Origin of the sequence: Pseudoxanthomonas gei (assembly GCF_010119615.1) — a bacterium.
In the GTDB taxonomy this organism is placed as follows: domain Bacteria; phylum Pseudomonadota; class Gammaproteobacteria; order Xanthomonadales; family Xanthomonadaceae; genus Pseudoxanthomonas_A; species Pseudoxanthomonas_A gei.
This window is the reverse complement of the sequence record NZ_QOVG01000003.1, coordinates 360,553-378,888: the sequence shown is the minus strand read 5'-3', so window position 1 is coordinate 378,888 and position 18,336 is coordinate 360,553. Positions and strand designations below refer to the sequence as shown.

At 66.4% G+C, this 18,336-nt stretch carries 15 protein-coding genes and 1 pseudogene; 15 read left to right on the top strand and 1 reads right to left on the bottom strand.

From position 1 onward, the window contains the following. Nucleotides 1-31 precede the first annotated feature (31 nt). From DT603_RS06820 to DT603_RS06805, 4 genes are all read left to right on the top strand, one after another. Nucleotides 32-1,894: a M1 family metallopeptidase gene (locus tag DT603_RS06820; RefSeq protein ID WP_343037729.1), complete on the top strand. Its 1,863-nt coding sequence runs from the start codon at nucleotides 32-34 to the stop codon at nucleotides 1,892-1,894. Between the two features lie 3 nt (nucleotides 1,895-1,897). Next, nucleotides 1,898-2,878 carry an alpha/beta fold hydrolase gene (locus tag DT603_RS06815; RefSeq protein ID WP_162349102.1) on the top strand — a complete coding sequence of 327 codons (981 nt, stop codon included), beginning with the start codon at nucleotides 1,898-1,900 and terminating at the stop codon, nucleotides 2,876-2,878. Beyond that, nucleotides 2,875-3,594: a hypothetical protein gene (locus tag DT603_RS06810; protein ID WP_162349101.1), complete on the top strand. Its 720-nt coding sequence runs from the start codon at nucleotides 2,875-2,877 to the stop codon at nucleotides 3,592-3,594. The genes DT603_RS06815 and DT603_RS06810 overlap by 4 nt, the downstream gene beginning before the upstream one ends. A 430-nt stretch (nucleotides 3,595-4,024) precedes the next feature. Next, entirely contained in the window at nucleotides 4,025-4,492 is a 468-nt protein-coding gene (locus tag DT603_RS06805; protein WP_162349100.1) for an aminoacyl-tRNA deacylase, read from the top strand. Nucleotides 4,493-4,747: 255 nt separating this feature from the next. Here DT603_RS06805 and DT603_RS06800 read toward each other — a convergent pair whose 3' ends face one another. After that, nucleotides 4,748-5,680, bottom strand: coding sequence for a carbohydrate kinase family protein (locus tag DT603_RS06800; RefSeq protein WP_162349099.1), 933 nt, complete (start codon nucleotides 5,678-5,680; stop codon nucleotides 4,748-4,750). Between the two features lie 311 nt (nucleotides 5,681-5,991). Between DT603_RS06800 and DT603_RS06795 the strand changes: the two genes are divergently transcribed. The 11 genes and pseudogenes from DT603_RS06795 to lipB all read left to right on the top strand — a co-directional run bounded on the left by DT603_RS06795 (nucleotide 5,992) and on the right by lipB (nucleotide 18,220). Continuing rightward, nucleotides 5,992-7,041, top strand: a complete 1,050-nt coding sequence (locus DT603_RS06795; protein ID WP_162349098.1) for a rod shape-determining protein — start codon at nucleotides 5,992-5,994, stop codon at nucleotides 7,039-7,041. Nucleotides 7,042-7,214: 173 nt separating this feature from the next. Further along, nucleotides 7,215-8,231 (top strand): annotated as a pseudogene (gene mreC / locus DT603_RS06790) (rod shape-determining protein MreC); the annotation flags it as partial. A 5-nt stretch (nucleotides 8,232-8,236) separates the two neighbouring features. Continuing rightward, nucleotides 8,237-8,716 (top strand): rod shape-determining protein MreD, encoded by a 480-nt coding sequence (gene mreD, locus DT603_RS06785; RefSeq protein ID WP_162349096.1) that lies wholly within the window; start codon nucleotides 8,237-8,239, stop codon nucleotides 8,714-8,716. Continuing rightward, complete coding sequence (mrdA, locus tag DT603_RS06780) at nucleotides 8,717-10,696, top strand: penicillin-binding protein 2 (protein WP_162349095.1); 1,980 nt, start codon at nucleotides 8,717-8,719, stop codon at nucleotides 10,694-10,696. Further along, complete coding sequence (rodA, locus tag DT603_RS06775; protein WP_162349094.1) at nucleotides 10,693-11,811, top strand: rod shape-determining protein RodA; 1,119 nt, start codon at nucleotides 10,693-10,695, stop codon at nucleotides 11,809-11,811. The genes mrdA and rodA overlap by 4 nt, the downstream gene beginning before the upstream one ends. A 184-nt stretch (nucleotides 11,812-11,995) precedes the next feature. Next, nucleotides 11,996-13,147 (top strand): lytic murein transglycosylase B, encoded by a 1,152-nt coding sequence (gene mltB, locus DT603_RS06770; protein WP_162349093.1) that lies wholly within the window; start codon nucleotides 11,996-11,998, stop codon nucleotides 13,145-13,147. 37 nt (nucleotides 13,148-13,184) lie between these two features. Further along, nucleotides 13,185-14,537 (top strand): septal ring lytic transglycosylase RlpA family protein, encoded by a 1,353-nt coding sequence (locus tag DT603_RS06765; protein ID WP_162349092.1) that lies wholly within the window; start codon nucleotides 13,185-13,187, stop codon nucleotides 14,535-14,537. Between the two features lie 118 nt (nucleotides 14,538-14,655). After that, nucleotides 14,656-15,867 (top strand): D-alanyl-D-alanine carboxypeptidase family protein, encoded by a 1,212-nt coding sequence (locus tag DT603_RS06760; RefSeq protein ID WP_162349091.1) that lies wholly within the window; start codon nucleotides 14,656-14,658, stop codon nucleotides 15,865-15,867. A 316-nt stretch (nucleotides 15,868-16,183) separates the two neighbouring features. Next, entirely contained in the window at nucleotides 16,184-17,149 is a 966-nt protein-coding gene (locus tag DT603_RS06755; RefSeq protein ID WP_162349090.1) for a CsgG/HfaB family protein, read from the top strand. A gap of 133 nt (nucleotides 17,150-17,282) precedes the next feature. Further along, nucleotides 17,283-17,561: a DUF493 family protein gene (locus DT603_RS06750; RefSeq protein ID WP_162349089.1), complete on the top strand. Its 279-nt coding sequence runs from the start codon at nucleotides 17,283-17,285 to the stop codon at nucleotides 17,559-17,561. Continuing rightward, complete coding sequence (gene lipB / locus DT603_RS06745) at nucleotides 17,549-18,220, top strand: lipoyl(octanoyl) transferase LipB (protein ID WP_162349088.1); 672 nt, start codon at nucleotides 17,549-17,551, stop codon at nucleotides 18,218-18,220. Before DT603_RS06750 ends, lipB begins: the two co-directional genes overlap by 13 nt. Nucleotides 18,221-18,336: the final 116 nt, after the last annotated feature.

Genomic DNA, 18,336 nt, shown 5'->3' with positions numbered 1-18,336 from the left:
CCAACGCTTAGGTACGGCGGCAGCGTCAGTTGTGTCTAAGAGCCAGACCCCCACCCCCGCCAAGCCGCAGGCCACTGCCGTGAAGATCGACCGCAGCCTGGACGAGAGTTCCTATGCCGAACCCGGCAAGGTCGTCATCACCGACCTGGCGCTGGACCTGGCCATCGACTTCGACAAGAAGCAGATCGGCGGCACCGCCATCTACAAGCTCGACTGGAAGGACAAGGCCGCGACCCAGCTTGTCCTGGATACGCGCGCGCTGACCATCGGCAAGGTCGAAGGCGACGACGGCAAGGGCAACTGGGTTCCGCTGAAGTACACACTGGCGGCCAACGACAAGATCTTCGGCAGCAAGCTGACCATCGAAACCCCCGCGCGCAATGCCAACGTGCAGGTGACCTACCAGACCTCCCCCGATGCCTCCGGTCTGCAGTGGCTTGCACCGTCGATGACCGAAGGCAAGAAGCTGCCCTTCATGTTCAGCCAGTCGCAGGCAATCCACGCCCGCAGCTGGGTGCCCCTGCAGGACACGCCCAGCGTGCGCTTCACCTACAGCGCGCACGTGACCAGCCGTCCGGACGTGATGGTGCTGATGAGCGCCGACAACGACCCGGCCGCCAAGCGCACCGGCGACTACATCTTCAGCATGCCGCAGGCAATACCTTCCTACCTGCTGGCCATTGCCGCCGGTGACCTGGTGTTCAAGCCGGTGTCCGCGCGCAGCGGCGTATGGGCAGAGCCGACCATGGTCGACAAGGCGGCCAAGGAATTCGAAGACACCGAGAAGATGATCACCACCACCGAGGCGCTGTACGGCCCGTATGCCTGGCAGCGTTACGACATGCTGGTGCTGCCGCCGTCGTTCCCCTTCGGCGGCATGGAGAACCCGCGCCTGACCTTCGTCACCCCGACGGTGATCGTCGGCGACAAGTCGCTGGTGTCGCTGATCGCCCATGAACTGGCGCACAGCTGGTCGGGCAACCTGGTCACCAACGCCAGCTCCAAGGACATGTGGTTGAACGAAGGCTTCACCACATACGTGCAGTCGCGCATCACCGAGGCCGTGTACGGCCAGGAAGCGGCCGAGATGGAGCGCCAGATCGACCAGGCCGACCTGGCCGAGGAGATCAAGACCACCGCGCCGGCCGGACAGCTGCTGGTGCTGGCCCCGTTGAATGGCCTGGATCCGGATGAAGCGCTGACCGGCGTGCCCTACAACAAGGGCGCGTGGTTCCTGCAGTTCCTGGAGCAGCGTTTCGGCCGCGAGGTCTTCGATCCGTTCCTGCGCGGCTGGTTCAATGACCACGCGTTCCAGAGCGTCAACAGCGACCAGTTCGTGGCCTACCTGCGCAAGAACCTGTTGACGAAGAATGCCAACGCGGTCACCGAGGCGGAACTGAACACCTGGCTGCACGAGCCGGGCATTCCGCCGTTCGCACCGAAGGCGCAATCGCGCGGCTTCGCCATCGTCGACACCGCGCGCATCGCCTGGCTGGGCAGCAAGACCCTGCCCAACGCGCAGATCACCTCCGAATGGACCACCCAGCAGTGGGTGCACTTCATCGACGGACTGGGTGAAACGCTCGGCGCCGAGCAGTTGAAGCAGCTGGACGAAGCCTACAAGTTCACCGGCACCCAGAATGGCGAGATTGCCATGCGCTGGTATCCGCTGACGATCCGCAGCGGCTACCTGGAAGCGCGTCCGGAGATCGCCCGATTCATCGAGCGCGTCGGCCGTCGCAAGCTGATCATGCCGATCTACGCCGAGCTGGTGAAGACGCCGGATGGACTGGCCTTCGCCAAGGAGTCCTTCGCGCGCGCGCGTCCCGGTTACCACCCCATCACCACCGCGTCGGTGGAAGCCGCGCTGGCCAAGGCGCCAGCCGCGCCTTAAGCAATGCGGCTTTCCCCACGCACCTTGAAGACGGTCGCCTTGCTGGCGGCCGTTTTCATTGGCGTGCTTGCAATATGGCTGTGGCGTGATCCACTGGCACTGGTGCATGCCGAATTCACCCGCCAGCGCTGGTCCGCAGGCCTGTCCCTGCGCCAGGTGCAGGTAGCAGGGCATCGCTGGACCTATGCGCTGAGCGAACCCGACCAGCCCGGTGCACCCACGGTGGTCATGATCCATGGCTTCACCGGCAGCAAGGAGAACTGGTATCCGCTGGCCTCGCAGCTGCGCGGCCGCTACCGGCTGGTGATCCCGGACCTGCCGGGATGGGGTGAAAGCCAGCGCATCGCCGGGCAGGACTATGGCTTCGTCGCCCAGAGCGAGCGCCTGGCCGCGTTCCTGGACCAGTTGGGCAAGCAACAGGGCACGGACCTCGTGCTGCTGGGTCATTCGATGGGCGGTGGCATCGTCGCCCTGACCACGGCCCGGCATCCACGCAGCGTCGACCGCGTGGGCCTGTTCGACGCGGCCGGCGTGCGCTTCAAGGACAACCAGTTCGGCATCGACGTGCTGGACGGAAAGAATCCCTTTGGCGTGCACGACCAGGCCTCGCTGCAGCGCTATATCGACACCGTGTTCCATGTGGAAAAAGCCAAGCCATGGATACCCTGGCCGGCCTCGCGCCAGCTGATCGCCTGGCGGATGCGTGAGGCGGCCTTCGAGCAGGGCGTGCTGGACCGTATCGGCCGCAGCGATGAACGCTTCCTGCCCGGTGAGGCTGCCGCGGAAATCCACCAGCCCGCGCTGCTGTTGTGGTGCCGGCAGGACGTGGTGATCGATGCCAGTGCCATGGACCTGTATGGCGCCCGCATGCCGCAGGCGACCCGGGTGCTGCTGGACGACTGCGGGCACATGTCCATTGTCGAAAAACCCGCCGAGGTCGCTGCGGCAGTCGAATACCTGATCAAAAAGGGAGCAGGAAAATGAAGCGAACCATCCTCGCCGCACTGTGCGTGCTGGCACTTTCGGCCTGCGGCGACCGCGAAGCCGAACAACGCGCCGCCGCCCAGGCGCAAGCCGCCGCGCAGGAAGAGGCGGCGGCCGCGCTGGCGCGCGAATACGACGCCGCGGTGACAGGGCAGAACTGGGACCTGGCGCGCGTGCATGGCGCCGCGCTGCTTTCGCAATACCCCGATTCGCAGGCCGCGCAGAAGATGAAGGCCGGCTACGAAGAGGTGAAGGCCAAGGGCGAAACCGCGCGCGAGCGCCGGCGCCTGGAAGGCCTGTGGAACTATTCGCAGTCGCCACAGCCCAAAGGCGGTACCCAGCGTTCGGCGACCATCTACGGCCGCAACCGCATCGACCTGGAAGGCCGCGGCGAAACCCAGGTGCAGCTGGTCTTCCGCGACCACCCGCAATGGAAGCGCAGCGCCTACCTGGTACTGCAGGCCAGCGACTTCCACTGCAAGGGCGGCTGCAAGGTGAAGGTGACCGCGGACGGCAAGCCGCGAGCGATGGATGCCTCACGTGCGGACACCAATGAAGCCATCGCCATGTTCATCACCGACCACAAGGCCTTGTGGAAGCTGCTGCGCAAGAGCCAGGTGGTGGAGATCGAGTTCCCGGTGAAGGCCGGCGGCACGCGCAAGGTCAGCTTCGATACGGGTGGGCTGGACGGGTCGCAGATGCCGGGATGGGATTGATTCCCGGGCTGCGGCTCACTTCTGCACCAGACCAGGAACGGTAGGGCGGGCTCAGATCCGCTCATGGTTCCGCACGTCATTAGGCGGGCTTGATCCCGCCCTGTGTGCCTTCTGGAATTGCTCGCGCCTACGGCTAGTGATTCTCCAATGAATAGGGCGGGCCTTGAGCCGCCTTCTGGAATCTCGCGGCTGCCCGAAGTCCGTCCAGTACCCTCCCTGCACGCTGCAGTCCGGTCTGGCAGTAGTCTGAAAGCCGGCCGACCTGCAGCATCACGCTATGCCTACCTGCCAGGAGTAAGCTCCAGCCCACGGCGAGCGGGTCCGCCACGGACTCGCCCGACAGGGTGGCGCGACGCCGGACAGGCGCGCCCGGTTCACCAGCGACGCATCGCCGCATCGGACGGCCGGCGGGCGCCACGCGGAGGCGATCATGCTCTCTCCACGCCTGCACAATTTCCTTGACGAGCGCCACGGCCACTACACCGCGCTCATCCACGACCGCACCATCACCGCGCAGGAAACCGCCGCGGCTGCCCATGTAGGCCAGCAGCATTTCGCCAAGACGGTGATGCTGAAGGTGGACGACAAGCTGGCAATGATGGTCATGCCGGCGTCCTACCGCATCGACCTGGTGCGGCTATCGCGCGCGCTGGGCGGAAGCCTGGTGGAACTGGCGCAGGAAAAGGAGTTCCGCAATGCCTTCCCGGATTGCGAGCTCGGCGCCATGCCGCCGTTCGGCAATCTCTACGGCATGCCGGTGTATGTGGATTCCCGCCTGACCGGGCAGGCCGATATCGCCTTCAATGCCGGTTCGCATACCGACGTGGTACGCATGCCGTACGCCGAGTTCGAGCGCCTAGCGCAGCCGGAACTGCTGTGGCTTGCGCACGTGATGTGACGCATTGGCCCGTGCGTGCAGCGCTCGGCTTTGCCAATGCGTCATCCCCGCGAAGGCGGGGATCCAGCAATTAGGGTGGGGTGGGCCCTTGCGTGCAGCGCTCGGCTTTGCCAATGCGTCATCCCCGCGAAGGCGGGGATCCAGCAATTAGGGTGGGGTGGGCCCTTGCGTGCAGCGCTCGGCTTTGCCAATGCGTCACCCCGCGAAGGCGGGGATCCAGCAGGCAGGGTGGGCCCTGGCCCACTCTGCGTCTCCTTACAACGAATACCCGAACTGCTGCTTGAACTGTTCGTTGAACTCGTCGTAGTCGAAGCGCTGGTTCTGGGTGCCGGGGTGTTCGACCTTCAGCGCGCCCATCAGGTTGCCCATGCGGCCGATGGTCAGCCAGTCGTAGCCCTTCTCGATGCCGAAGATCAGGCCGGCGCGGAACGCATCGCCGCAGCCGGTCGGGTCGGTGACCCGGCGCTCGTGCGCCGGCGGGATGTCATAGGTCTTTTCGGCAGTGTGGATCTGCGAGCCGTGCGGGCCGCGGGTAGTGATGTAGGCCTTGACCCGCTGCATGATCTCGTTCTCGCTCCAGCCGGTGCGTTCCTGCAGCAGGTTGGATTCGTAGTCATTGACGGTGACGTAGTCGGCCTGTTCGATGAAGTGGCGCAGTTCCTCGCCATTGAACAGCGGCATGGCCTGGCCCGGGTCGAAGATGAACGGGATGCCGGCCTCGGCGAATTCGGTGGCGTTCTGCAGCATGCCGTCGCGGCCGTCGGGGCTGACGATGCCGAAGGTGACGCCGGCCACGTCCTTCACGTGGTTCTCGTAGCTGCGCATCATCGCGCCGGGGTGGAAGGCGGTGATCTGGTTGTTGTCCAGGTCGGTGGTGATGAAGGCCTGCGGGGTGAACAGCTCGTCGATCACCTTGACCTGCTCCATGCGGATGCCCTGTTCCACGAACCACTCCCGGTAGGGACCGAAATCCTGGCCCACGGTGGCCATCGGGATGGGGTCGCCGCCCAGCAGCTTGAGGTTGTAGGCGATGTTGCCGGCGCAGCCGCCGAACTCGCGGCGCATGCGCGGCACCAGGAACGACACGTTGAGGATGTGCACCTTGTCCGGGAGGATGTGGTTCTTGAACTGGTCCGGGAACACCATGATGGTGTCGTAGGCAAGGGAACCACAGATAAGTGCGGACATTCGGCTGCTCACGGGAGGCGGCCCGTTGCCGCAAGGCGCACAGGTTAGCGGCAAAGGGTAGGCAGGTGAAGTCGCCCGCCCGGTGAAGCAGGTGGCGAGGCCACCGGTGAAGGACGAATCAGCGCAAGTGGTCGACTTTGCAGGCCACAACGTGGCCGACTTCACGCTTGCCGCCACCGCAGGCGCGAATTGCCGCTGTTTCCAGCGGTTTCCCTTGCCGCCCCCCGGGTCGGTTGTTAGTCTAGCGAACCCCCGAATTACCCACCGCGCGGACCCTGCGCCGCGTTGACACAGCAGGAACTCTTCCCCCGATGTTCTTCAAGAAGCTCCGCGGCATGTTCTCCAATGACCTGTCCATCGACCTGGGCACGGCCAATACCCTGATTTATGTGCGCGGCCAAGGCATCGTCCTGAACGAACCTTCGGTGGTCGCCGTGCGCCAGGACCGCGCCTTTGGCGGCAATCGCACCGTGGCAGCCGTCGGCGCCGAGGCCAAGCAGATGCTGGGCCGCACCCCGGGCAACATCACCACCATCCGCCCGATGAAGGACGGCGTCATCGCCGACTTCACCTATACCGAGGCGATGCTCAAGTACTTCATCAAGAAGGTGCACAAGTCGCGCGTGCTGCGTCCCAGCCCCCGCGTGCTGGTCTGCGTGCCGGCCGGCTCCACCCAGGTGGAGCGCCGCGCGATCAAGGAATCGGCGGAAGAGGCCGGCGCCCGCGACGTTTTCCTGATCGAGGAGCCCATGGCCGCAGCCATCGGCGCCGGTATGCCGGTGACCGAAGCCTGCGGCTCGATGGTCATCGACATCGGCGGCGGCACCACCGAGGTCGCGGTGATCTCGCTGAACGGCATCGTCTATTCGCAGTCGGTGCGCATCGGCGGCGACCGTTTCGACGAGGCCATCACCAACTACGTCAGGCGTAATCACGGCATGCTGATCGGCGAGGCCACGGCCGAGCGCATCAAGCTGCAGATCGGCTGTGCCTACCCGCAGCCGGAAGTGGTGGAAATGGAGATTTCCGGCCGCAACCTGGCCGAAGGCGTGCCCAAGATGATCAAGATCACCTCCAACGAGGTGCTCGAGGCCCTGCACGAGCCGCTGGCCGGCATCGTCAGCGCGGTCAAGCTGGCGCTGGAACAGACCCCGCCCGAGCTCTGCGCCGACGTGGCCGAGCGTGGCATCGTCCTCACTGGCGGCGGCGCCCTGCTGCGTGACATGGATCGCCTGATTTCCGAGGAAACCGGCCTGCACGTGCAGGTGGCCGACGATCCGCTGACCTGCGTGGCCCGCGGTGGCGGGCGCGCGCTGGAACTGGTCGACATGCACGGCAACGAGTTCTTCGCGCCGGAATGAACGCTGAAGCGGTGAAGTCGCCCGCTTTTTCGCGGGCTGCCAAGGGTGAAGTCGCGCACGGCGTGCGCTGTAAACCGGAGTAGCTGTGCTGCGAGCGATCCCCGACTTCAAGTTTTTCTCCTTCACCCTCAGCAGGCGGCGCAGCCGCCGACTTCCCCTATAACGGCCCCCCAGTGCCTTCCTACGCCGGTCCTCCCGTCACTGCCCGTCCAGGGGAAGTCGCCAGCACGCTGCGGTTGTTGGGGTACCTGGCCCTGGCCATCGCGCTGGTGATCCTGGACCACCGCGGCGGCTGGCTGTCACAGGTGCGGGTGCAGGCCAACGTCGCGGTGCAGCCGATCTGGTGGCTGGCCGGCCTGCCCGGACGCCTGAGCGCACGGGTGCAGGAGGATGCAGGCACGCACAGCCAGCTGACCGCCGAGAACCGCAACCTGCGCAACGAGCTGTTGATCGCCAACGCGCGTCTCACGCGCCTGCAGACCGCCACCGCCGACAACGCCCAATTGCGGGCACTGCTGGGCGTGGCCGAGAGCCGCGGCCTGGACGTGCAGCTGGCCCCGATCCTCAACATCGACCTGGACCCCACCCGCCAGCGGCTGGTGCTGGACGCCGGCAGCAACGATGGCGTGCACCTGGGACAGGCGGTGATCGATGCGGGCGGCCTGATGGGCCAGATCATCGAGGCCACGCCCGCCCACGCCACCGTATTGCTGCTGACTGATCCGGACCACGCCGTACCGGTGGTGGTGGCGCGCAACGGGGTACGCCTGATCGTCTACGGGCGTGGCGATCACCTCGAGCTGTCGGACGTGCCGATGAACACCGATGTCCGGCAGGGCGATCTGATCCTCACCTCGGGACTCGGCGGACGCTTCCCGGCCGGATTCCCGGTGGGCACGGTGACCCGCCTGCGTCCGGATGAAAGCCGTGCCTTCCTGATCGGCGAACTGAAGCCGGCCGCGCAGCTCGACCGGGGTCGCGACGTGCTGCTGCTGCGTTCGGCCCCGCGCATCGCCTGGCCTTCGCCCCAAGCCGAAGCGGCGGTGGTGGCGGTCGGAGCATCCACCCTCGGCGCGCCCGCCGGCGGCGCCGGCCAGGATACGGCCACGGCGACTGCTACTGCGCGCGACCCGGCGCTGCCACCGGCCGTGCCGGCACCTGCAGCCGCCGCGGCGCCGGCCGTGGAACCGGTCCGATGAGGCGTCCCCGCAACGGCTGGGTCCTGCCGGTGAGCATCGTCTTCGCCCTGCTGCTGGGCCTGTTGCCGCTGCCGTATCCGCTGCAGCCGCTGCGCCCCTACTGGTTGGCCTTGATGGTGGCCTACTGGGTCATCGAGTCGCCGGAAAACGCCGGGCTGGGATTCGCCTTCATCGTCGGGCTGGTCGCCGACCTCATGTTTGGCACCCTGCTCGGTGAGCAGGCCCTGCGCATGGTCATCCTCACCTTCATCCTGCAGCGCTTCCGCGCACGCCTGCGGTTCTTCCCGATGTGGCAACAGGCGTTGGCCATCGGCGTGCTGCTGCTGAACGACCGCGTGGTCACCGCGGCCATCCGCCTGGGCCTGGGCGAGCCGGCGCTGCCCGTGAACTACTGGTGGGCGCCGCTGCTGGGCATGCTGCTGTGGCCGCCGCTGTTCGTACTGCTGGATCTGCTGCGCCTGGGCAAGCGCAAGTAGATGGCCGCCTCGCGTCGCCCGCTCAAGAATGCGCATGCGGAGGCCGAGCAGTTCCGCCGCCGCGCCCTGCTGGGCTTCGCAGTGGTGGCACTGTCGCTGTGCGGGCTGGCGGGCTGGTACTTCAAGCTGCAGGTGATCGACCACACCAAGTACGCCACGCGCTCGGAAGCCAACAGCATCAAGCTGCGCCCGGTGGTGCCGGCGCGCGGCAGCATTTTCGACCGCAACGGCAAGCTGCTGGCCGAGAATGTGCCGGCCTTCCGCCTGGATGTCCTGCCCGACAAGGCCGGTGAGAGCAAGGCGCTGATCGCCGGGCTGAGCGGGATCTTCGCGCTGACCCCGGAGGACATCCGGCACTTCGAAGCCACCCGCAAGTCGAGCCGCGGTTTCCGCCCGATCACCCTCAAGCTGCGTGTCAGCGACGAGGAAATGGCGCGTTTCGCGGTGGACCGCTGGCGCTTTCCCGGGGTGGAACTGGAGCCTTACCTGACCCGCCGCTACCCCTACGGCGACCTGTTCGGCCACATCATCGGCTACGTGGGCCGCATCGACGAGAAAGACCTCGAGAAGATGGGCGAAGGCAACGCCGCGCTGACCCATACCGGCAAGGGCGGGCTGGAGCGCTATTACGAAGAGATCCTGCGCGGCAAGATCGGCTACGAAAAGGTCGAGACCAACGTCGAGGGGCGTGCGCTGCGCAGCATGGGCCGGGTGCCGGCACAGGCCGGCGCCGACCTGCGCCTGAGCGTGGATGCCGACCTGCAATACGCCATGACCCAGGCCTTCGGGGAGCTGGAAGGCTCGGCAGTGGCGCTGGACCCGCGCAGCGGTGAAGTGCTGGCCATGGTCAGCCTGCCCAGCTACGACCCCAACCTGTTCGTCAACGGCATCTCGCACGCCGACTTCAACGCCTTGAACAACAATCCCTCGCGACCCCAGTTCAACCGGCTGGTGCTGGGCGGGGTGGCGCCGGGCTCCACCCTGAAACCGCTGATTGCCCTGGCCGGACTGGACAGCGGCCTGCGCAGGCCGGAGGACAAGACGCTTTCCACCGGCATGTTCCGCCTGCCCGGCATGAAGGGCCGCGGCTGGGGTGATTCGCACCGTGGCGGCCACGGCTGGACCGACGTGCGCAAGTCCATTGCCGATTCGGTGAACACCTACTACTACCGCCTGGCCCTGGACCTGGGGGTGGAGCGCTTCGATTCGTACCTGACCCGCTACGGCTTCGGCCAGCCGACCGGTATCGACCTGATCGGAGAGATAGGCGGCATCCTGCCTTCGCCGGCGGCCAAGCTGAAACTCAACAAGGAACGCTGGTATCCCGGCGACCTGGTCAACGCGGCGATCGGGCAGGGCATGTGGAAGGTGACGCCGTTGCAGCTTGCGCGCGGCACCGCGGCCCTGGCCGATGGCGGGATGTTGCGGCGCCCTCACCTGGTCGCAGCCAAGCGCCACGCCTACGACGCGCCCTGGGAGCCGTTGCCGCAACCTGCGCCGGTCCGCATCAGCGATCACCCCGCCAATGTGCGCGTGGTCCAGGAAGGCATGGAAATGACCGTCAACGGCCCTGGCGGCACGGCGCGCGTGATGAGCATCGGGGCGCCGTACCGCATGGCCGGCAAGACCGGCACCGCGCAGGTGGTGAATCGCAGCGCGACGGCCGTCAATCCGAAGTCGCTGCCCATGCATCGGCGCCACCGCGCCTTGTTCGTCGGCTATGCGCCCGCGGAAAATCCAAGCATCGCCGTTGCGGTGATGGTCGAAGGCGGTGGCTACGGCGCCAGCACCGCCGCGCCGATCGCACGCAAGATCTTCGATGCGTGGCTGCTGGAGAAGTCGGCTGCACAGCCGAATCCGGACGTGGGTGATGCCAGCACCAGCACGCTGATCGAAGTGGGCGTCACGCCGGCGGTGCCCACGCCGGCAGTCCCCGCGCCTGCGCCGGTCACCCCGCCCGCACCCGGCGCGCTCCGATGAGCGAGATGCTGCGCTGGCTGGCCGACCTGTTGCGCTATTTCCTGCGCACGCTGGACTGGCCCTTGCTGGTCGCGCTGGGCGCCTTGATGGGCATCGGCCTGGCCGTGTTGTACAGCGCCGGGGGCGAGGCCCAGGGCATGCACCTGATGCTGGCGCAGGGCGCGCGTTTCGCCGCGGGGCTGGCGGCCATGTGGGGCCTGTCGCGGGTCACGCCGACGCGCCTGCGCGCGTGGACGCCGGGTGCGTTCCTGGGTTCGCTGGCGTTGCTGGTGCTGGTGCTGTTCGTCGGCGGCGGCAAGCACGGCAACCACTGGATCGACCTGAAGCTGTTCTACCTGCAGCCTTCGGAGCTGATGAAGATCAGCCTGCCGATGATGATGGCCTGGTACCTGCACCGGGAGTCGCTGCCTCCTCGCATCACCACCGTGCTGATCGCCGGCACGCTGATCGCGGTGCCGGCGCTGCTGATCATGCTGCAGCCGGATTTCGGTACCTGCATGCTGGTGGTGGCCAGCGGCGTCTTCGCGTTGCTGCTGGCCGGCCTGCCCTGGTGGTGGGTTGGCGTGGCGGGGGGCGCAGTGGCCGCCGCCGCACCGGTGGCCTGGTTCTGGTTCCTGCGCCAGTACCAGAAGGACCGCATTCTCACCTTCCTCAATCCGGAAAACGATCCGCAGGGCACTGGCTGGAACATCATCCAGTCCAAGATCGCGATCGGCGGCGGCGGCATGGCGGGCAAGGGCTGGGGCCAGGGCACCCAGTCGCACCTGAACTTCCTGCCCGAGCACACCACCGATTTCATTTTCGCGGTGTTGTCGGAGGAATTCGGCTGGATCGGCGTGCTGGTGGTGCTGGTGCTGTACCTGTTCGTGATCGGTCGCTGCCTGTGGATTGCAGTCGATGCGCGCGACACCTATTCACGTTTGCTGGCGGGGGCGCTGGGACTCGCATTCTTCGTCTACGTGATCGTCAACGGCGGCATGATCTCGGGCCTGCTGCCGGTGGTGGGCGTGCCGATGCCGCTGCTGAGTTATGGCGGTACTTCGGCGGTTTCACTGCTGGCCGGCCTGGGCTTGGTAATGGCGGTGCGCGCGCATCGGCCGGTGCATGGATATTGAGGGAGGTAAAGGGTGAAGTGTAAATAGTGAATCGTGCAAAAAAGCCTGCTGGATGCTTCAACTGTTCGCAATTTACCCTTCACTCTTTACTGCCATCGCCATCCGCTTTGCGCATTTCCAGTTCACTCTTCACTGCCCCAACGATTCACTATTGTCCGCAGAACGCATGCTACCCTCGGCGCCGATGACCCGAACCGCACTTTTCTGCTTGTTCACCCTTGGCCTCGTCGCTTGCGCGACGCCGGTGAAGTCGCCCACGCCCACGCCACAGACCGCTGGCGAACCGGCCATGCCGAAGCCCGCGAAAGGGCCTGCGGAAGGCTCGGTCGAAGCGTTGGCCGGCAGTGTGCCGGTTGACCTGACGCCTGTGCCTTTCGAGATCGCACGCGCCAACTTCGTACGCGAAACCGCGGCCCGTTACGCCATCGCGCCGGCCACCATCGAGGCGACCCTGGCCAAGGCGAATTTCCTCGACAGCGTGGTCGCCTTGATGTCGCGTCCCGCCGAGCGGGTGAAGACCTGGGCCGAGTACCGTCCCAACTTCATCACCGCCACCCGCATCGAGGGCGGCCGCGCCTTCATGGCAACCCACCGCGATGAACTGCAGCGCGTGCAAGCGCGTACGGGAGTGCCGGCCGAGATAATCGTCTCGATCATTGGCGTGGAAACCAGCTACGGCGGTTTCACCGGCAAGACCCGCGTGCTGGATGCGTTGTACACGCTGGCGTTCCGTTATCCGCGCAGCGGCAATCCCGAACGTGCCGCTTATGAATACAAGCGCGAACAATTCTTCCGTGACGAACTGGCGCAGTTGTTCGCGCTGGGTCGCGAGGAAAACCTGGACATCGCCAACCTGACCGGCAGCTACGCCGGCGCCATGGGGCTGGGCCAGTTCATGCCATCCAGCTATCGCGAATTCGCCGTGGATGGCAATGGCGACGGGCGCCGCGACCTGTTCACCAGTTACGACGATGTCTTTTCCTCCATCGCCAACTACTTCCTGAAGAAGGGTGGCGTGCGCGGTGGCTGGGTGCGTGGCGGGCCGGTGGTGGCACGGGCACAGTTGCAGCCTGGTTTCACCGAGTTCAATCCCGAAACCTGGACGCCGGACTACACGCTGGCCGACCTGGCGCAACGTGGCTATCGCCCGCTCGAGGCAGTCGCGCCGGACGCCACCGCCACGCTGGTGTCGCTGGAAGGCAGCGAGGGCAAGCAGTACTGGCTTGGCTTCCAGAATTATTACGCGATCACCCGCTACAACAATTCCAAGATGTACGCGATGGCGGTGTACCAGCTGTCGCAGGCGATCGCCGGCAAAGAGATCCCTCCCGCATGAGCCAGCCGCATGAGCCGCCCCGCGTGAGAGTTTCGGCATGAAATGGCTGGCGCTGCCGTTGCTGGCGGTCACGCTCGCGGCCTGCAGTACTGCACCCAAGAAGTCGCCGCCGCCGGCCGTCGCCGGCAAGTCGCACCTGCCCGCCCGCACCCCGGGCCCCGTGCAGGCCACCGCGCCAGGCTGCGTCAACAGGTACGCGCCGGCGCAGGAAGACCTGAGCAAGCGCGGCGACTACAAGGCCGGGGGCCTGTATGCGCCGCACGTTCCCGACACCACGCCCGACCACGTTCCCGACGTCGATTGCATTCCCGAACCGGTCGTCACCAATGAGGCGCCCTCCCGGGTCGGCAACCGCTCGCCCTACAGCGTTCTGGGCAAGCAATACGAAATCATGCGGCGCGTCGACGGCTACGTGGAGCAGGGCACGGCCTCGTATTACGGCAACAAGTTCCATGGGCGCCGCACCTCCAACCAGGAGGTCTACGACATGTACGCCTTCACCGCCGCGCACAAGACCCTGCCGCTGCCGAGCTTCGCGCGGGTCACCAACCTGGACACCGGCAAGTCCGTGGTGGTGCGCGTCAACGACCGCGGGCCTTTCCACGAAGGACGCGTCATCGACCTGAGCTATGCGGCGGCAGTCAAGCTGGGCATCACCCAGCGTGGCACCGGGCGGGTGGAAGTACGCGCCCTGACCGGCGACGAGCGCGAGGGCATGGCGATCACGCTTGCGGCCACGCCGGTACTGACCACGGTTGCCACCGGCGTGCCCACCCGCATTGCCACCGGCAAGCCCACCGCGATGGATGAGCTGGTCGGCAAGCTGCCTGCGGTCGCCACCGGCTTGCCGAAGGTGTCCATTGCGTCTGCTGCCCCGGCTCCCGTTCCCGCATCGGCGGCCGTTGCCCCGGTCGATTCGGCCGAGCCGTGGCGTTACCACGTCACGCCCGATCTGGATCGCAAGCCCACCGCTGATGAATTCGACGCGTGGATGAAATCGCGTGGCGTCCGCGTGGCCACCGGCAAGCCCGCCGCTGCGGAAAAAACGGCGGAACCTGCCCGCCCGATACCGGCGCGGGTTGAATCTGTCCGCCCAGCTGCCTCCGTCTCGACCGTCGTCCCGGCACGCCAGTCTGCGACTGCGCCTCGGCTGTCGTCGGATGACGTGCAACTGCAGGTCGGCAGCTTCGCCAGCCGCGAGAACGCCGACCGCGCGCTCGCACGCCTCAGCGCGGCGGGCATCGCGCATGCCCGCCTCAGCGACGTGGCCAGCAACGGCCGTACCCTGTGGCGCTTGCGGGTGGAAGCGGCTGACGCGGCCGCCGCCTCGGAACTGGCCGGGCGCATTGCCGGGCTGGGCTTCGGCCAGCCGCAGGTGGTCCGCGAGTAAGCGCGCCCAACCACGCTTTTAATTGTCGGCGCCTGGGGCGCACGTGCCGAATCGACCCACCCCAGCCCTTACAATTCAACCTTTCACCGGCTACGGCCCTCCTGGAGTCCGCAATAAAATGAAGTTCCGTTTCGCAATCGCCGCGCTGGCCACCGTATCGGTCGGCCTGGCCTTCGCCCAGACGCCCGCGCAGCCGCTTCCACAGCCTGGCGCAGCCCCGGCCGCCCCCGCGGCCGCCGTCGCCATTCCGCCAGCGCCCAAGCCCGCGGGCACGGCCTGGGTGCTGATGGACTACACCACCGGCCAGGTGCTGGCGGGCGAGAACTACAACGAGCGCGTGGAGCCGGCCAGCATCACCAAGGTCATGACCTCCTACACGCTGGCCGCCGAGCAGAAGAACGGCAAGATCAAGCCTGACGACCAGGTCATGCTGAGCGAGCGCGCCTGGCGCGAGGGCGGCGCCGGCACCGACGGCAGTTACAGCGGTTTTGCGGTCAACCAGACCGCCAGGCTGCTGGACATGGAAAAGGGCATGGCCGTGCAGTCAGGCAATGACGCCGCCATCGCCTTGGCCGAGCACGCCGCCGGCAGCGAGGAAGCATTCGCTTCGCTGATGAACAACTACGCCGCCAAGATCGGCATGAAGGGCTCGCACTTTGTAAATGCGCACGGCCTGTCGGCGCCGGAACACTATTCCACCGCCTACGACCTGGCCCTGCTGGGCCAGGCGCTGATCCGTGACTACCCGGAAACCTACGCCTTCAACAAGATCAAGGAATTCACCGTAGGCACCATCACCCAGCCCAACCGCAACCTGTTGCTGTGGCGGGATCCGGCTGTCGACGGCATCAAGACCGGCCATCATTCCGGCGCGGGCTACTGCCTGATGAGTTCGGCAAAGCGTGGCGACCAGCGCCTGGTCGCCGTGGTGATGGGTTCGACCTCGGAGAAGCAGCGTGCCGACGACAGCATGGCGCTGTTGAACTGGGGTTTCCGCTTCTTCGAAACCCACCGCCTGTACGAGGCCGGCAAGCAGATCGCCCAGCAGAAGGTGTGGAAGGGCACGACCAAGGAAGTGCAGCTGGGCGTGGCCACGCCGATGCTGGTGGGCGTGCCGCGCGGCCGCTACGCCGACCTCAAGCCGACAATGGACGTACCCAAGGTGCTGGAAGCACCGATCGCCAAGGGCCAGGCCATCGGTACCGTCAAGGTGACCCTGGACGGCAAGCTGGTGGCGCAGGCGCCGCTGGTCGCATTGAATGCGGTGGAACAGGGCGGCTTCTTCCGTCGCCTGTGGGACAGCCTGTGGATGTGGTGGGAATCAAAGTAAGTCACCCGTCGCATTGATCCAGACAAGGAAGCCGGCGCAAGCCGGCTTCTTTCGTTGCGGCCCGCGCGGTTCCACAGGCCGTCATGCGATGGCGGTCATGGCATCGGCCGGTGTCCTCTGCCTCCGCGCTGCTGCGTTGTTACATGGTCGGGACAGGCCGGTGTCCGCGACGAGGCCCTCGGTCAACCACGTCACGAATTAACTATGATGGCGGTGGGGCACCGCAAGGCGTCCGAAGGAACGGCGGGCCCAGCAGCCCGCCACCATCAAGGGAGAACGCGCAGCGCGTTCATGGTCATTTAAAAGGGGCAAGAAAATGGGTAATGGATTTTCCAAGGCGGCGCTGGCTGCCGCATCGCTGGGCCTTGCACTGGTGCTGGCGGCAGCGCCGGCCATGGCCCAGCGCCAGAGCGCACAGGACCAGCGCAAGCAACAGGTCGCGCAGATCCCGACCTGCGCCAGGTCGCTGGGCAGCATTTCGGTGATCGAGCCGGAAGACGCCACCAACTGGTGGACCGGGCAGCAGCTGCCCGCACCTTCAAAGTTGATCAAGGTCTTCGTCAACAAGTCGCGCTGCTTCACTTTGGTCGATCGCGGCGCCGGCATGAATGCGGCGATGGGCGAACGTGCGCTGGCGTCCAGCGGCGAACTGCGCGGCCGTTCCAACATCGGCAAGGGCCAGATCAAGGCCGCCGACTACGTGCTGGTGCCCGATCTCATCTCCCAGAACAGCAACGCCGGCGGCAATGCGCTGGGCGGGCTGCTGGGTGGACTGGTCGGCGGCAACGCCGGCGCACTCATCGGCGGGCTGAACTTCAAGAAGAAGACCGCAGACGTGGTCCTGACCGTGACCGACGTGCGTTCCTCCGAGCAGGTGGCCATGGCCGAAGGCAACGCCAGGAAGACCGACCTGGGCTGGGGCGCGGGCGGCGGACTGTTCGGCGGCAGTGGCTGGGGCGCGGCCGGGGTCTCGGGTTACGCCAACACCGAGCTGGGCCAGGTCATCACCCTGGCCTACCTGCAGGCGTATACGGACATCGTCGCCCAGCTGGGCGGGTTGCCCGCCAACGCCTCGGCAGCCAACGCCACCCAGGCGGTGACCGTGACCAAGCCCGCGCGCCTGCTGGCCAATTCCAAGGGCACCGGCAAGGCCGTGCGCTCGCTGGACCCGGGCATGATGCTGTACCCCACCGGCAACAAGGACGGGCTGATGTGGGAAGTCGAGGACGAGCTGGGCAACAAGGGCTGGGTGAATTCCACCAGCATCGAACTGTCGCGCTGACCCGTCGATCCCGTAGCCGCGCCGCACCGGCGCAGTCACCGAGGGGCCGCATGCGAATGCGGCCCTTCCGTTTTTGCAGCGAGGCGAAGTCGCGGTGCTTGGGTTTCCACGGCAACGGCCCAATAATCCCGGCATGGACCTCAAATCAGACAACCCCGAGCACGGCTTCCAGTTCCCCGGCACCTTCGAGCTCAGCGCCATGGGTACGGCCGGCGCCGGGCTGGAAACCGAACTACCCAAGCTGCTCGGCGATGCCGGCATCGAAGTGCTGGCCGAGAACATCAGCTGGAAGCATTCCTCCACCGGCAAGTTCGTATCGGTGCGGATCTCATTCCGCGCCAACGACCGCGCCCAGTACGATGCCGCCCACGATGCGCTGCGCGCGCATCCTGAAGTGAAGTGGACCCTGTGAGTCCCCTGCCATGCCTGGTGCGTGAGCTGGGACGACAGCCCTACGAACCGGTGTGGCGCGCGATGCAGCGTTTCACCGATGCGCGCGGCGAGGCCATGCCGGACGAGATCTGGCTGGTGGAGCACGATCCGGTGTTTACCCTGGGCCAGGCCGGCAAGCCCGAGCATGTGCTCGCGGCCGGTGACATCCCGGTCATCCAAGTCGACCGCGGCGGCCAGGTCACCTACCACGGCCCCGGCCAGATCGTCGCCTATCCGCTGTTCGACCTGAAGCGCATGAAGGTCGGCGTGCGCGAATACGTGCAGCGCATCGAGCAATCCATCATCGACACCGCCGCCGAGTGGAACATCCACGCCGAGCGCAAGGAAGGTGCGCCCGGTGTCTACGTGGCCGGCGCCAAGGTCGCCGCACTCGGCATCCGCGTGCGTCGCGGCTGCACCTTCCATGGCCTCGCGTTCAATATCGCTATGGACCTGGAGCCCTGGCACCGCATCAATCCCTGCGGCTACCAGGGGCTGCAGGTGACCACGCTGGCCGATCTGGGCGGTCCGTCCGGCATGGACGCGGTGAAGCCGGTGTTGCTGGCCAATCTGGCGAAGCAGTTCGGGCTGGAATTGAACGCGGCCGCGGAATTGCCGGATCTGTCGCTGGCCGCCTGAGCGCGGCCGGTATTTTCGCGGAGCCGGGCTTGCCCGGCTTTTTTTGTAGGACCGGGCTTGCCCGGGCCGCTGTTTCGATAAAGCCGAAAGCAGCCGGGCAAGCTCGGCTTTAGAAG